The sequence below is a fragment of the Aquimarina sp. MMG015 genome, assembly GCF_018100855.1.
Lineage (GTDB): Bacteria > Bacteroidota > Bacteroidia > Flavobacteriales > Flavobacteriaceae > Aquimarina > Aquimarina latercula.
Genome location: NZ_JAGJEB010000017.1, coordinates 35616 through 51018, shown reverse-complemented (window position 1 = coordinate 51018; position 15403 = coordinate 35616). Strand labels below are relative to the sequence as shown.

Genomic DNA, 15403 nt, shown 5'->3' with positions numbered 1-15403 from the left:
AATATCGCCTCTTTCATACAAATGCGCTAATTCAAGTTTATGAAAGTTATTTACCCAGCAAAATCTATTACCATTATTTTATATTTACTATTACTCTTATTAATTTTTAGGTATAACCCAGTTTTAAAGCCTATAAATACTTCCTTACAGTTTTTGTTTTTTAAATCATCTTTATAAAGAATTTCGGTATTTTTAGAGCTTATAGAATCTATTAAGATATCTTTTTCATTAAACACTTCAATATTGAATATGGAATTAAGGTTAGATTTTGAGTTTTTGAATTTTAATAAAAACTCTTCTTTACTATCAACTTTAGAACCTATAAATTTTAAAGGATAACTATTCTTTTCAGATAAAGCGATTAGATCATTACTATAAATATGATTAATATAATTAACAACAAATTCATTAACCTTTAAGCTATCTGAAAATTTAATACAGCTTTGATAATTTTTAATACTTCCTTTTTTTATTGTCCTTTTTTCACTGATGATCGAATTAATAGTTACGTTAGTGCAGGAACTAACTAACAATTTTATGATCAAAAAATAAAACAAGTATAATTTATTTTTCATAATCATTCTACCTCCTGTTTATCTTCAGACGGGATTATCCCCCATTCCGTATGTATTCTTGAAATGTCTATATTTCTGTCATTATCCGTTAATTGATCATTGAACCCTAACTCATAGTCAGCTGGGACATAAAATCCATAAAGTCTTTTACTTCCTATTGATTCTCCGTAAGGAGCTAGTTTTATAGAATTATCTTGATTTCCTCCTAAAAGGATGTAATCGCCATTAGTTGCCATTCCAAATAAAAAACCTGTATGACCTCTCCATTGACTAATGTTCGCATATACTACTATGCATCCATAAACAGGCACTTCTATTTGTTTGAAATTTTTATCAAAATTTTCATGGATTGGGGCTAAAGAACTAGCGCTTAATGCATAATTATAACCACTTTCTTCCATACACCAATTCATAAAAGCAGCACACCAGGGTCCATTTCTCGAACTTGTTGGTTCAAAAGGATTTCCTACAAAACGCAAGTAATTTTTGGCCATAGTATACATTGGTTCTATTCCTTCTACTATGCCTCTCGCCTTTTTTGCTTCTCTAATAGCAATTTCCATCCAAGGAGCACGTTTATTAACTTCTAATCTAAAATATTCTCCTCTTTCTTCAGGAAAGCGTCTTTCATAAGTGCCATTATCTCCAGCTACTTCTACTTTTAACCATAAAAAATCTATAATTGGAGGTAATGACGGTTTTGCCCCATGAAGAGGAAAATTCGCTGATTGATTCGTAGGAGATAATACATCTTCTCCAGGAGTACCATTTCCGAAAGTTAATGGTTGTTCTGGCTCAATTATTTGTATTTCTTCTTGAGTCGGAGGCGGCAATGTCATTCCTTCTTCGGGTTCTTTGGGTATAAATTTCTCCTGCCATTCTAAATAAACTGTATCTGGATCCTCCTTTTTTGGTCTTAGTTGTATTTTTACAATTGCTTCTCCCTGATCATTAAATTGAACTTTAAATTCTGTTTGGTTTTCATTGATCAAGTCATCTCCTTCTGGATCCAAAGATCCATATTCTAAAAATGTCAACGGAGTATCTTCAGCCTCCATTAATAAAAAAGGACTTTTTTCAAAAACTTGAATTGTCGCTTCTTTACCTTGTAATGCAAAACCTTTTACTACAATATAGGTGTCACTACCCAAAGTTACTATGTTTGTAGGATTGTAATATACCTCAGTAATCATGGGAATTACATTTGGTATAATTAAGATATCTCCGACACCAATCTCATCAGCTGAATCTAACGATGAATTGGCCTGAACTATATCTTCCACACTTACATCATCATAACTATTCGCTATTCTACCAAGAGTATCGCCACTTACAACTGTATATGTTTCAGGTTCTGTTTCTGAAGAATCATTTGCTGGTACCTCCCGTTCTTTTTTCTCAGCAAAATACGCATCCTGTAGGGCTTCTTCTCCTTCATTAGTAGCTAAAGTTGTTTGATTTGCATAATCAGCCCAATTGCGATTAATCTCCTCAATTCTTTTAGAACGAGCCTCTATCAATTGTCGTGCTGCATTAATTGCTTCTTGAATATGTTCACCCATAATTTCTTATGATATAATATTATATTTCTTTATCTATAGAATCATAAAAGATCACCTCTTATTTCTAGAAAATATCAACTATTTTTTTATTTACCTTCTAAGAATGTTTACCTATTAGGAAATTGGCACAAAAAATTCTTTTTCAAAAGTTATCTTTGTTAAGAAAGGTTTGTAACCTCTTACATGTTGCAAGAAAAACCATCCTCTAAATCCTGCTCCTAGTGAATAAAACTTTTGCATATCCGGTAAATCCAACCCAAAATGATCCCAATAAATCACCTCATATTTGATATCATACCCGTTTTCTTTTTTAGTATATTCAATAACACTTACTTCGTAACTCCAAACATCATTCACGGCAATTGTTAACCCTCTAAAAAGATTGTTATCTTCTCCTCTAGCAAATGAAGGAGAAGCACCCGGTCTTCTTTGCCATCTTACAGATGTATCTTCTGCTGCCGCAATATTTCCTCCCCTATTCTGTATTCGTTGTGTAATGTCATTTTCTAAAGCCGCACAAAATCTTTCTGTTGCAGAACTCTCGATAGCCGCTTGATTAAGTTCTGCATTCTCATAAATCCCTCCTTCATTATTTTGAAACTTATCAATCATGGATGCTATATTTTCTCTTAATGCACCTGAAGAAAGTTGAAACGCCATGATTCTAAAATCATCAAAAAGCATAAAATCAAAATTCAACCTAGTAAGATTAAATAAAATAGGTCTTATTTCTGTTATTTCTTCGGTCTTATATATTGCTTTATCTGTAACCCTATCTCCATTTGCGAACTTTATATGTTCTGTATCATTAAAACCATCCTGCTCATATTCTTGCTTGTAAGCTTGTATCTCATCTTCTGAATAAATCAACGTACTAGGTTCTCCTGAACCGTAGGCCATATCATTTGCAATTGCACTTCCATCTTCATTTAATCCTGGTATTCTATAACGTTCTATATAAAAAGGCACTTCTATATCCTGTAGCATAGATTCTGGCAAATCTGTAGGAACATCTATCTGAGCGGTATCTTTAATTACGATATCTACTCCTCCTGTTGCACATCCAATTGTAGAGTCTTCTAACAACATAAACTCTCCATCGATTTCTAAATTACTAGCAACTTCTTGCCATTGTTTAGGAGCAATTACACCTGCACAGGGCGGTGGACTTTTTCTCCATTTTTTGCATACTCCTCCAAAAACAAGATTCGATTTGTTTCGATCTCCATTCGTCGCACATGGCGTATCTTGTAATTGCACTTCGGTATGTGACACAACAAGCACTCCATCACTAGAACAGAGCGGACAGCTTAAGGTAGCTCCGTTTTTCACAAATTGTCCAGACATGATTCATAGGTTTTAAGCGTATTTTTTTTACATAATCTTATTCTATATCGGTATTATTATAAACCAAACTTTTATCTTCTCTCATAATATCCCATTGCCATTTAAAGAAAGAATGCATATTCTCTTTATTTGGATTTGCACCTCCAATAGTATTAGGATCAGGGTGATATTGATTAAAATAATCCATGTGATTATCTGTAAAACCCTGATAAAAAGTAAATGGTCGTGCAAAATATTCCTCAAAAGTATGCGGTAATGACAATGAATGTCCTAACTCGTGTATCACATTAGAGTCATCCAAAAGACCAAAAGGGGTCATAAGCACAGAATTACCCCATCCTGGATTTGCCGGATTATTAAAATCTCCGATATAAGCCATTCCTCTTAAATCTTCTCCTGTATCTGGATGTTTTAGTTGAAAAGGTGTTAAAAATATATACGTTTTTTTAGATAGGTTACTATTTATCCTATGTGTTAACCCTGTGTTTCCATAACGATTAAACAAACTAAGAAATGCATCTTCAAAACCTACAATAACTTCTAAACCTCCTTGGATTATTCCAGAATTTTGTAAATAGGTGTTTTTAAAATCTAATACCTCTTGATTATCATCGGGTAATGAAGTAATATCAAAATTTGTCAAGGACATAACGACAGGTTGAATCATTGCTTGCGAAAAAGAATGCTCTAATAAAGGTTTTATAAAAGACGTACTCTTATTCTGGGGGGTTCCGATACTAACATCTACTATTACAATTTCCATCAAGGCAATAGCATCATTTTGATATATCATTAATTTCCCTACTTCTTCCTTTTCTCCATCCAACTCCGCATAGATTTTTATTTCTTCATGATTTTCCAAAGGATTTCCTTCACATTTTATTGTAATTACTTTTTCAGCTACGTAAAAAATCTTGGTAGTAGTGCCTAAATCCCTAGTTTGCTTTTCTCCCAAAAGTTCACTTAAACTTATTTGCGATGGAGTGACTGTAAGTGAATCATTAGCTGATTCAAAAATAATTTGAGTAGCATCATTTTCTAATGGTTCTATCTCTTCTATTTCTATATTTAACTTTACCTCATTTACTCCATTATAAGAGACATTAGGAAAAATGGATAACCATGCCGGATAATACTCTTCTCCATAAGGAGTAATCGGATTCACTACATCTTTTGTTTTATATTCATTCTTTAAATCCTCTACATTTTTACATATAGGTAGTTGTTGGTTTAAAGGTCCAGAAAAAGAATTCCTTCCATTATCATATACTATAGTTTCAATTGGATGAATATATTCTTCTCGTAACCAATCAAAACCATATTCGCCTTTATAATCATCTGGTCTTCTTATATTAACCAAAAACTTTTTTAGCACGGCATTCTCAGTATCTGGCAAATCTGTTGGAACATCCATCTGAGCAGTATCATCAATACCAATATCGACGCCACCAGTACTACAGGTAATTGTAGAATCTTCTATTAACATAAATTCTCCGTCAATTTCTACATCTGTCGCAATTCCCTTCCATTGAGTCGGAGCAATTACACTTGCACAAGGCGGTGGGCTTTTACGCCATTTTTTACAAACCCCTCCAAAAACAAGATTAGACTTAGTTCGATCTCCATTTGTTGCACAAGGAGTGTCTTGTAATTGCACTTGAGTATGTGATACGATTAATGTACCGCTACTAGAACATAGAGGACATTTTAAAGTAGCTCCATTTTTTACAAATTGCCCTGCCATTATTATAGTTGAATTATACTAACGGTATTATGATATTCTTGTCTGCCATATTTTTCTATACTAGAAATTACAGCTCGCTGCAACCAAGATTCAAGTATCCCTTTAAAATTATAAGTTCCGTTTACTGAAACATATTCTTTATTTTTGGGATAATGAGCTTGTAATTGTAATTGAATATCTTCTGTTTCCTTTGCTGATTGTAATAAAACATCCTCTTCTGTAGAGACCTTTCCGTATTTTGTAGATAAATACTGTGAAGTAATACTACAAGAATCAGAACTATATTTTTGATAGATCGATTTTATTAATCCTCCAAAATTATGATATAGAGAAATATCTTTTATAATCTCTTCTTCCGAATTTAATATCGCTTCTGTTTTTAAAATGAAACGCTGTATTTGATTTCCTTTATACTTACTTTCAAAGTACATTTTTATTTTACTCCATTTTTCCTGTAATTCATCCATATTATCTATGGATAAGATTTGCCCTTTATAAGATACTTGTAAATTAAGTTTGTTATAAACCGAAGCTGTTCTTTTTATAATATCTTGCATTGCAAAGGACCCGTCAGAGAATTGAAAATTATCATTTTCAATCTCAACATTTACAAAACGAATGTATGGTTGGTCTTCATTGTATTCCATAGAAAGAGAAACTTCTTTCTTCCGAGAACAACGTATTTCTCCAGAATAATTAATAAAATTTGTACTTTCTATCAAATATTTGTTCATTCCTTGTTTCGGAATATTTAATTGTATCTCTTGTGTTCTAAATCTATATTTACTTGGGATCATGACTTATGTGTTAAAAAAATACGTTTATCCTTTACTAATTTTTACATTTCCTCCGCCTTGAAAAGAAGCTGTTGCTCCACAAGCAATCTTCATATTTCTTTTACTCTGAATTTCTGCATTACCACTATTTTGAATTAAATCACCTCCGATAGTATTTTTCATTTTACTTTCTACTGTATTTGTATGATTAGAAGAAGAGGTGTCAAAATTTCTCTCTGTATAAATTGTTGTATCTCTACCAATATTAAATGAAGCATCCTCTTTAACATTCATTTCAAAATTCTTTGCATTCAATGTCATGGTTTCCAATGCAGTGATGGTAATGTTATTATTGGCGGTATCAATATGAATTAGATTTTCATTCTTATCCTTTATAGTAATAAACTCCCCTTTATCAGTATCATTTAATTCAATGGTATGGCCACTTCGAGTTCTAATAGCTTTTACATTGTTTTTATCTGTTTTCCATCCTGATGGATTCTCAGATCCATTATACAATGCGCCCATGACAAAAGGCCTCTCTGCATTTCCACCCTCAAAACCTATTAATACTTCTTCTCCTACCTCTGGAATAAAATGAAATCCTTTATCTCCTCCAGAATGCGGAGTCATTACACGAAGCCAAGGCGTGTAAACTCCCAGCGGTTTTTGCCAATTTAATTGTACTTTTATTCTACCTATTCCTTCTGGATCATCATTAGCGGTAACTGTAGCGACCTCAGTCTCACTTTTAGGTATCTTAAAGATATTTGTATTAGGATATACATCTTGATCTACTGCAATTCCTTCAAAAAGATTTATATACTTCCCATTTTCGGTTGCTGTATGCGTTATTTTGATAATTCTATAAACGCCTTGATCGTTATTTTTTTCTTTTATTTTTACTATTCTTCCTAAACTAACACCAGGATTATCACTTTTACCGGTAATAATTACCTGTTTAATTTCTTCTGCCTTTTTTTGTTCCTTTACTAAATTACCAAGTCTTTGTTTAGTTTGAGTATCATTATAAGTATTTAAAAATACTTGTGTTTTATGAGGGAACATTTCTTTGCTTTTATTCGAAGCAAATCCATTATGCCCATTAATAGAACTTGTAATTTCTGAAGTGCCAACTTCATGTTTCTCATTACTTAGATAATCATTAGTAAAAAAAGAATAACTATTAGATCTAGGCTGTAAACGTCTAGAAAATTCTTGAAGATCAAACCCATAAGTTAGTGCAACTTCTTCTGAATTTTGAGGTTCTCCAAATATTAAATTTTCGCCATCATAATAAAACCATTCTCCGTATTGAGCGGATAGCCTACTCGCAAATTGAAAACTACTTTCTCCTTGCTGCACACAATAATGCAATGGATTATTAAATCTTGTAGTTATTGTAGTATTTAATTTTGAACGATCATATTTCTGAAAAACATCCGTAAGAATGGATGTTAGGTTTTCGTCACTAAATGATGCATAATGAGGTCCATCATCTGTAAGTATTGAATTGCTTTTAGCATTGATTAAAATAGAATCTCCCATGGATTGATGAAACCCATTGGTCACCTTTACTTCTGTAACAACGCCATTAAACTTTAACTCCTTGTAAACATTAACAGAATCTAATGATGAAATAGAAAGAATAATAGTTTGCCCTAAAAAATCATTGCTTTCATCTTCATAAAGATCAGAAACTTTTTCTAAGACATCTTTACGACATAAAATTTCTAATGAATGATGATCGTCTATTTCTTGCTTAAGTGTAAGTTTCTTAAATGCTTTTATAGAAACTCCCCCAATAAAAATTTGGATATTAGATTGAAGTGCCATTGCTGAGTTTTAAGATTAATTTGTGTAACCAATTAAAGTAACAAGCTATTATTCTTATTAACTAAATGTATTCAATGACAATAAATTAGGTTTCGAAGAATAAACAATAGTTCTTTTTGGTTATTCCAAATTTAGAAAACAACACCTCTTAGATCAACCAGATATTCAGTGAAAATATACCCCTGAAAACCACTATGATTATCAACGGTTCGTTACTAAAAAAAATAAGGATTACCCGTAAAAAGACTAATTAGACTAAAAAAATAAATGAGAAATTATTTGATCCCAATCCAATAGAAAAGAAAAACTGGATATAAAATAGATTCATATCCAGTTGTTAAAAGTATGTAGTATACATTTTGTTTTGGGGTTTAAATTGGTAAAAGTCTATCTATGAATTGCATGACTACTAGCCGCTGGTAATTCTTGTAAAAACTTTCTTAATATACTCCAATTGATTTTTAATGAAATAAAATTTGTCATGATTTCCTTTTTTTAAATTAATAAACATTTTTCAACCGATATTTTTATTGCCCTATCAGTTGCTTAGTAATTTTCAAAACGCGTGCCAAACTTTTCCTAACTCAAACACAACAACAATAGACTACTGAAAAACAGACAATTAAATCATTAAAAAAATATTCCAAAATTACTTTACTAACTTAAAAAAAGTACTCATTTTAAAGATACACTTGATATTTAATCAAAAAAAAACCTGTTAAGGATATTCCCTAACAGGTTTCTATTTATTTCAATAAAATAATAATCTATTTAACCATTTTCATCACCTTCACATTCTTATTAGAAATTATCTTTAGAAGATAAATCCCCTTAGGAAGGTTTGCCGTATCCATGGTTATTGTATTTGTTTTGTTATCCTTGATAAGTGTAGTATTCGTATTCTTTCCTGCAAGATCAAATATTTCTATACTAACACGATTATCATTCATATTTCCGGTAAAAGATAATGTCAAGGATTCAGTAAAAGGATTCGGCCAAGCTTTTACTAGCTGCAATGAGTCATTTCCCGGAACTTTATCGGAAAAAGAGCCTTTGATATCATCTACAGATGGACACTCATTAGGACAACTATCAAACCATTGATTATCATACCAACCATCACTAGTCCTAAACATGTCATTACTTTGTGATCCTCCATTATCATTAAAAACAATTCCTACTTCAACAGATTCATCAATTACATAAGAATACCAAGGGGATCCAATAATCTCATTCATCTCTGCTCCGGGCCAAGCGGGAGCTCCTGATATCGAAGTATTTGCATTTTTATCATACAAATAAATAAAAGCAGTATTCCAAGAAGAAGGCTTTTTAAAATAAACATCAAATGAAGTATCAACAATTACTCCCGGACATTCTCCAGGACAGGTATCTGTCCAACTGCTATTATACCAACCATCTGTTGTTCTAAACAAATCATCCGTCTGAGATCCTCCGTTATCATTAAAAACAATACCAACCTCAACAGATTCTTCAATTGTATAAGAATACCAAGGAGAATCACTTAGTTGAGTCATTTGTATTCCTGGCCAAGCAGGAAACCCTGGAATTGCAGTATTTGCATTTTTATCATATAGATAAATATATGCAACACCCCAACTATTTGGTTTTCTGAAATTAACAGTATATCCTGCTGTATCTTCGATAGTATATATTCTATTAATTACTGAAGAACTTCCTGCACTATTTATAGCAACTGCATTTAATTCATTAACTCCTAAAGAAGAAATGACAAAAGATCCTGAATACTCTGTACTTGTAGCATCTGGGACTGATCCATCCAAGGTATAATATATTACTCCAGAACTAGTAGAACTCATACTTATATCTACATTTCCATTAAACGTACCAGAACCAGGAGAAACTGTTAACACAGGAGGTTGTGAAACAGTAGGGCATTCACTTGGACAACTATCAAACCATTGATTATCATACCAACCTTCTGTTAATCTTGTTAAATCATCTGTTTGATCTCCACCATTATCATTAAAAACAATACCAACCTGTACATCTTGATCTATATTATATGTAAGCCAAGGAGTATCTTCTACATTATCCATAATAACTCCAGGCCAAGCTGGAAATCCAGGTAGTGCATCTCCAGTATTTTGATTAAATAAATAAATATTTGCAGATGACCAACTAGATGGTTTTTTAAAATAGACATTAAACGGTTCTCCATCACCTATTACATAGTTACGTGTAATAACTTCTGATTCATTTCCTTCTGTATTGATAGCTATCGCTCTTATAATAGTCGTATTACTTATATCAAAAGATGAAGAATATAAAGTACTGGATGCGGTAGGATTAGAACCATCGGTAGTATAAAAAATAGATGTAGCCGAACCTGAAGCTGTTGTAGATCCATTCATTTCAACAGTTACAGTATCAGTATAAACTCCTGAAATTGGATTTACAGATAATGTAACAGAATCTGAAAGGTCAAAAGGCTCTCCAACCAAAACAATTCCAAAAGTTGTTCCAAAAGTTATAGTTCCGCCAGAGACTGTTGCCGTTGTATCAGAAAAATAATCCTTAAGTACAGTTCCATCTGGCCACATTCCGAAAACATTAAGTGCTCCTTCGAAGTCATTATCTTGCCCCTGGAATACTAATGCTTTATCATTTTGACCATTACGATTATATTCACGCTTAAAAATATAAGGAGCATCACTTAGTTTCTGATGTGAACCTCCACCGATGGAAATATGTTCTCTTCTAAACTTTCCTAATTTCCTCCAATGTAATAACATGGCATCATCTATAGAATCCCAATTCATATCAGAACGATAGCCAGCATCCACATATGTTGTAGCATTAAAAAACTGACGCCCCGATTCATCACCATAATAAATCTGCGCTCCACCTGGAGATAATAATAACTTTACAGCTCCTTCAAACATATTACCCGTGTAGAATTCACTAAAGTCATGAGATCTCAGATAGCTTATCATGTTGTACTCTCCAGGGGTACCAAAACCACCATCATTATTATTTAGTTTTGCAGCAAAAGAACTAAATATTTCTTCCTGACCTAAATCGGTATAAGCTTCTTTCGGAGAACGAAAATTAATCATACTATTGAATTTTCCTACGGTAAAATCATCTGGTAATTGATCTCCAACATTACCTATTATATTTACCCCAGAATGCTCTCCAGTCATGTAAAAATCTAAATCATCCAATTTTTTAGTTGGATTGTTTTGTTTCCATTCTTTTAGCGCTGAAACAGCCTCATCTTTAAGCTCAGCCCAAGCATCAACACCTACATGTCTTTCGGTATCTACTCTAAATCCATCAATTCCATATTCTCTAACCCAATCGGTTAACCATTTTATTAAGTAATATCTCGGAGCTCTAGGTTTCCCTGTTCTAGCAAAATATGCATCCAATTCATCTATTTCTTGTTGCCTTCTGCCTTCTACATCCCACTTATCTAATAACCATTGCGGAAGATTAACTGTATTAAAGGATTCCGTTCTAATATCCGGTAAGCCAAAAAGAGGAGTTGTTAAATCATCACAAGGAAGCTCTCCATTCTCAGTTCCGCATTGTAATCGTACCCAATCTGAAGGATAATCTTCATCGACAAACTCTAACTGTCCATTTACACTCTTATATGTTCTATAGCCAGAATGATTCATTACAATATCTACCAATACTCTTATTCCGTGATCATGTGCCGTATCAATAAACTCTTCAAAATCTTCAGCACTTGTAAAATTAGGGTCAAAGGCTGTCCAATCATTTGTATGATATCCATGATATGGATAATCTCTGAATGCTGGATCATCTGCAGGTGGATTATTAAATCCATGTCTATTCTCTACAACTGGTGTAACCCAAATAGCACTAACTCCTAGCTCATCAAAATATCCTTCTTCAAGTTTTTGTGTAACTCCAGAAATATCTCCTCCATGGAAATCCAATTCATTGTTTCCACTATCCTGAAATCGATCAAAGTTAGAATCATTAGTAGTATCTCCGTTATTAAAACGATCTGTAATAAGGAAATAAACTGTAAGATTGTCCCAAGAAAATGGGAGATTTCTTTCTGACTGTGCACTACCTACTCTAGGTATACATAAGCACAATAATACCCCTAAATAGAGTAATTTTCTCATAATTAAGTTTGGTTTGTGTGTTAATAAAAGACGCTCTAGAAAACATCCCTTTTATAAGGGAATTACTCAAACGTTGTAATAAATATTTCTAAAAAAAAACGGGAAAATATAATTATCGAAGAATCGATTTTACACGAAAACGATTGAGTGTTGATATTTAATTCTTATAGAGTTAAAATTATGAAGAATGATTAAAAAATTAGCAAGGAATATAACAAATAATCTGTTTTGTTAACTCACAAACCTAATTCTTAAAATTCTTTAATTATTGAAGTAAAGAATTAACAAATTATAAAAACAACAACATTAATAAACCAGTAAAAACAAGTTTTTAAGGATATCTAAAGACTATCTATAAGCTAGTGACAATCAAATAAAAATCTTTTAATACTATAATTTTAAAAGACAAAAATGCGAGTATTAACTTATCACTTTTAACTTCGCAAATCTTAATAAAAGCTTTTTTATACCTCCATTCTCAAAATTAATTTCAGCTTTTTTATCTTGCCCTACTCCTTCTAATTGAAGAACCTTCCCTTTTCCAAAACGCATATGTTCTACAATAGTTCCCGGTACTAAATCTCCATCAAAAAGATTTGTTTTAGGAGTACTTGTTGTTCCATTAGACACAGGTCTTAGTTTTCGTAATTTACGTAGTTGTTCTTCTGATGGTTTATGAGAAACCGGAGGTGATCCAGAAACAGGTTTTTTAAGTCTTAATTTACTTTTATCAACTTCGCCAAAAATATCAGTATCCACTAAAGGTTTATAACGATAAGTATCGACTGGAGTGATATATTCTAAATATTGATCATCAATTTCTTCTATAAAACGGCTAGGTTCTGCATCTACTAATTTCCCCCATCGATAGCGAGATTGTGTATAAGTTAAATATGCCTGCTTCTCGGCTCTTGTAAGTGCTACATAAAACAGTCTTCTTTCCTCTTCTAACTCTGATCGGGTATTCATACTCATCCCAGAAGGAAATAAATCCTCTTCCATACCTACAATGTACACGTACGGAAACTCTAATCCTTTTGCTAAATGTATAGTCATTAAAGCCACTCTATCATCATCTCCAGTATCTTGATCTAAATCTGTAGCTAACGCTACATCCTCTAGAAACTCAGCCAAAGTTCCTGTCTCGTCAGCTAATTCTTTCTGTTCTTCAACAAAATCACGAATACCATTTAACAATTCTTCTATATTTTCAATACGGGCAATTCCTTCAGGTGTACCGTCCTTTTTAAGTTCTTGTAGTAAACCAGTATTTTTAGCGACCATTTCGGATAACACAAAGGCATCGGAACTCTGATTAGTTACCTGAAAACTCTTGATCATATTCATAAAGTTTTCAAGTCTAGTTTTTGTACCACTGTTAATCTTAAGATTAATACGATCCAAATTTTCTATAACTTCAAAAATAGATCGATCATAATGATTGGCAGCTACTACCAGTTTATCCACAGTTGTAGCTCCTATTCCTCTTGCTGGGTAATTGATAACTCGCTTTAAAGCTTCTTCATCTTTTGGGTTGATAATCAACCTAAGATATGCTAAAACATCTTTAATCTCTTTTCTTTGGTAAAACGATAATCCCCCGTAAATTCTATATTTAATATCTCTTTTTCGAAGTGCATCTTCCATAGCCCTGGATTGTGCATTTGTTCGGTAAAGAATAGCAAATTGACCATTAGTCAGTTGATGCTGCATTTGATTTTCGAAAATAGAACTTGCAACATATCGACCTTCGTCCCCATCAGTCAACAACCTGTTTACTAATATTTTAGGACCAGGATCATTAGCTGTCCAAACAACTTTATCAAGTTTTGTTTTATTTTTGTCAATTATAGAATTTGCGGCTTCAACAATATTCTTTGTAGATCGATAATTTTGCTCCAATCTATACTGTTGTACATTATCATAATCCTTCTGGAAATTTAGAATATTATTAATATTTGCTCCACGAAAAGCATATATACTTTGAGCATCATCCCCTACTACACATATATTCTGAAATTTATCTGATAATGCTTTTACAATTAAGTATTGTGAATGATTTGTATCTTGGTACTCATCCACCAATATATATCTAAAACGATTCTGATATTTGGCTAAAACATCTGGAAAACGGTTTAATAATTCATTAGTCTTAAGTAATAAATCATCAAAATCCATGGCACCAGCTTTAAAGCATCGATCAACATAATGCTGATAGATTTCTCCCATTCGCGGTCTTTTTGCCATGGCATCTGCTTCCACTAATTCAGCATTCTGAAAATATGCTTTTACCGTGATCAAACTATTTTTATACGAAGAAATACGAGACTGTACTTGTTTATATTTATAAATATCTTTATCCAATCCCATTTCTTTAATCACTGAAGAAATTAGTCTCTGAGAATCTTGCGTATCATAAATAGTAAAGTTAGATGGATATCCTAATTTATCAGCTTCTATTCTTAATATCTTAGCAAAAATAGAATGAAACGTTCCCATCCATAAATTCTTTGCTTCACTTGCACCAACAATATCAGCAATACGTTTCTTCATTTCCCGTGCTGCTTTGTTGGTAAAGGTTAGGGACAGGATATTAAATGAATCTACTCCTTGATTCATCAAATAAGCTATTCTAAAAGTAAGAACTCTCGTTTTTCCTGATCCAGCACCAGCAATCACAATCATAGGGCCATCTTTCTGCAGTACAGGAGCACGTTGTGCATCATTCAATCCAGCTAAATATTCTTCCAAGTCTTCTATGTTTTATAAGCCTCGAAATTTAAGTAAACTATCTATTTTATTGAACTAATATTAATGATACTTATAAACAAGTCATCAACGTCTTACCTACATTGTCTCCAACCAAATTTAAATATCAAATGACACCTATTTCTTATAGTATTGATAATTTTTTAAGTAAAAAAATCGTTTAAATGCAGTTTTTGTAAGATAAAATACATATATTTAGCATAATTAATAATCTTAACAGATTATACAAACCCCAAAATTAACCTAATTTTTTTCCTATGTCCCCAAACATAAATCCCCAGCCTATAGAAAAAGAACAAATAAAGTTCCTAACATTTCCAAAAGAGGATGTCCTTAATAAAAGAAAAGATCAAATAGATAGAATTCTAGAATTACAAAGAGCACTATCGTTAGGAAATTTAGAGCGTCAAAAAGTAAGAATTGTATTTGTTGATAGTAAAGGTTTAAAAAAAGTAGAAACCACTATTTGGGGAATTACTGATAAGGAAGTAATTCTAAAACAAGCTACAATAATTCCTTTGGAAAGAATAATAAGTATCTCTTAAAAATTTTAAGTGTTATTGCCATGAAAGCTCTCAATATTTTCTTAATGATATATTGAGAGTTTTTATTTATCAATTTTCAAACAATAAACTCTTTTCAGAGA

The 15403-nt window shown here is 32.3% G+C and carries 9 protein-coding genes; 1 reads left to right on the top strand and 8 read right to left on the bottom strand.

What is annotated here, in order from left to right; translation table 11 throughout:
- Positions 1-50 precede the first annotated feature (50 nt).
- The 8 genes from J8L88_RS22110 to J8L88_RS22075 all read right to left on the bottom strand — a co-directional run bounded on the left by J8L88_RS22110 (position 51) and on the right by J8L88_RS22075 (position 14739).
- On the bottom strand, positions 51-575 hold the full coding sequence (locus J8L88_RS22110; protein ID WP_170837161.1) for a hypothetical protein: 525 nt from the start codon (positions 573-575) through the stop codon (positions 51-53).
- Between the two features lie 2 nt (positions 576-577).
- Complete coding sequence (locus J8L88_RS22105) at positions 578-2137, bottom strand: TIGR02594 family protein (protein ID WP_211061874.1); 1560 nt, start codon at positions 2135-2137, stop codon at positions 578-580.
- 114 nt (positions 2138-2251) lie between these two features.
- Positions 2252-3484 carry a DUF3289 family protein gene (locus J8L88_RS22100; protein WP_211061873.1) on the bottom strand — a complete coding sequence of 411 codons (1233 nt, stop codon included), beginning with the start codon at positions 3482-3484 and terminating at the stop codon, positions 2252-2254.
- Between the two features lie 37 nt (positions 3485-3521).
- Complete coding sequence (locus J8L88_RS22095; RefSeq protein ID WP_211061872.1) at positions 3522-5228, bottom strand: PAAR-like protein; 1707 nt, start codon at positions 5226-5228, stop codon at positions 3522-3524.
- A 2-nt stretch (positions 5229-5230) separates the two neighbouring features.
- Positions 5231-6025, bottom strand: a complete 795-nt coding sequence (locus tag J8L88_RS22090) for a hypothetical protein (RefSeq protein ID WP_211061871.1) — start codon at positions 6023-6025, stop codon at positions 5231-5233.
- Between the two features lie 24 nt (positions 6026-6049).
- Positions 6050-7840 (bottom strand): type VI secretion system Vgr family protein, encoded by a 1791-nt coding sequence (locus J8L88_RS22085; protein ID WP_211061870.1) that lies wholly within the window; start codon positions 7838-7840, stop codon positions 6050-6052.
- Positions 7841-8607: 767 nt separating this feature from the next.
- Complete coding sequence (locus tag J8L88_RS22080) at positions 8608-11988, bottom strand: starch-binding protein (protein WP_211061869.1); 3381 nt, start codon at positions 11986-11988, stop codon at positions 8608-8610.
- 420 nt (positions 11989-12408) lie between these two features.
- Entirely contained in the window at positions 12409-14739 is a 2331-nt protein-coding gene (locus J8L88_RS22075) for an ATP-dependent helicase (protein ID WP_027394152.1), read from the bottom strand.
- Positions 14740-15014: 275 nt separating this feature from the next.
- Here J8L88_RS22075 and J8L88_RS22070 point away from each other — a divergent pair, with 275 nt between their 5' ends.
- On the top strand, positions 15015-15302 hold the full coding sequence (locus tag J8L88_RS22070) for a hypothetical protein (protein WP_035085904.1): 288 nt from the start codon (positions 15015-15017) through the stop codon (positions 15300-15302).
- Positions 15303-15403 lie beyond the last annotated feature (101 nt).

Bases quoted from the DNA above. Each gene is read 5' to 3' on its own strand.
- J8L88_RS22110 (WP_170837161.1), bottom strand. From the start codon at position 575: ATGAAAAATAAATTATACTTGTTTTATTTTTTGATCATAAAATTGTTA.
- J8L88_RS22105 (WP_211061874.1), bottom strand. From the start codon at position 2,137: ATGGGTGAACATATTCAAGAAGCAATTAATGCAGCACGACAATTGATA.
- J8L88_RS22100 (WP_211061873.1), bottom strand. From the start codon at position 3,484: ATGTCTGGACAATTTGTGAAAAACGGAGCTACCTTAAGCTGTCCGCTC.
- J8L88_RS22095 (WP_211061872.1), bottom strand. From the start codon at position 5,228: ATGGCAGGGCAATTTGTAAAAAATGGAGCTACTTTAAAATGTCCTCTA.
- J8L88_RS22090 (WP_211061871.1), bottom strand. From the start codon at position 6,025: ATGATCCCAAGTAAATATAGATTTAGAACACAAGAGATACAATTAAAT.
- J8L88_RS22085 (WP_211061870.1), bottom strand. From the start codon at position 7,840: ATGGCACTTCAATCTAATATCCAAATTTTTATTGGGGGAGTTTCTATA.
- J8L88_RS22080 (WP_211061869.1), bottom strand. From the start codon at position 11,988: ATGAGAAAATTACTCTATTTAGGGGTATTATTGTGCTTATGTATACCT.
- J8L88_RS22070 (WP_035085904.1), top strand. From the start codon at position 15,015: ATGTCCCCAAACATAAATCCCCAGCCTATAGAAAAAGAACAAATAAAG.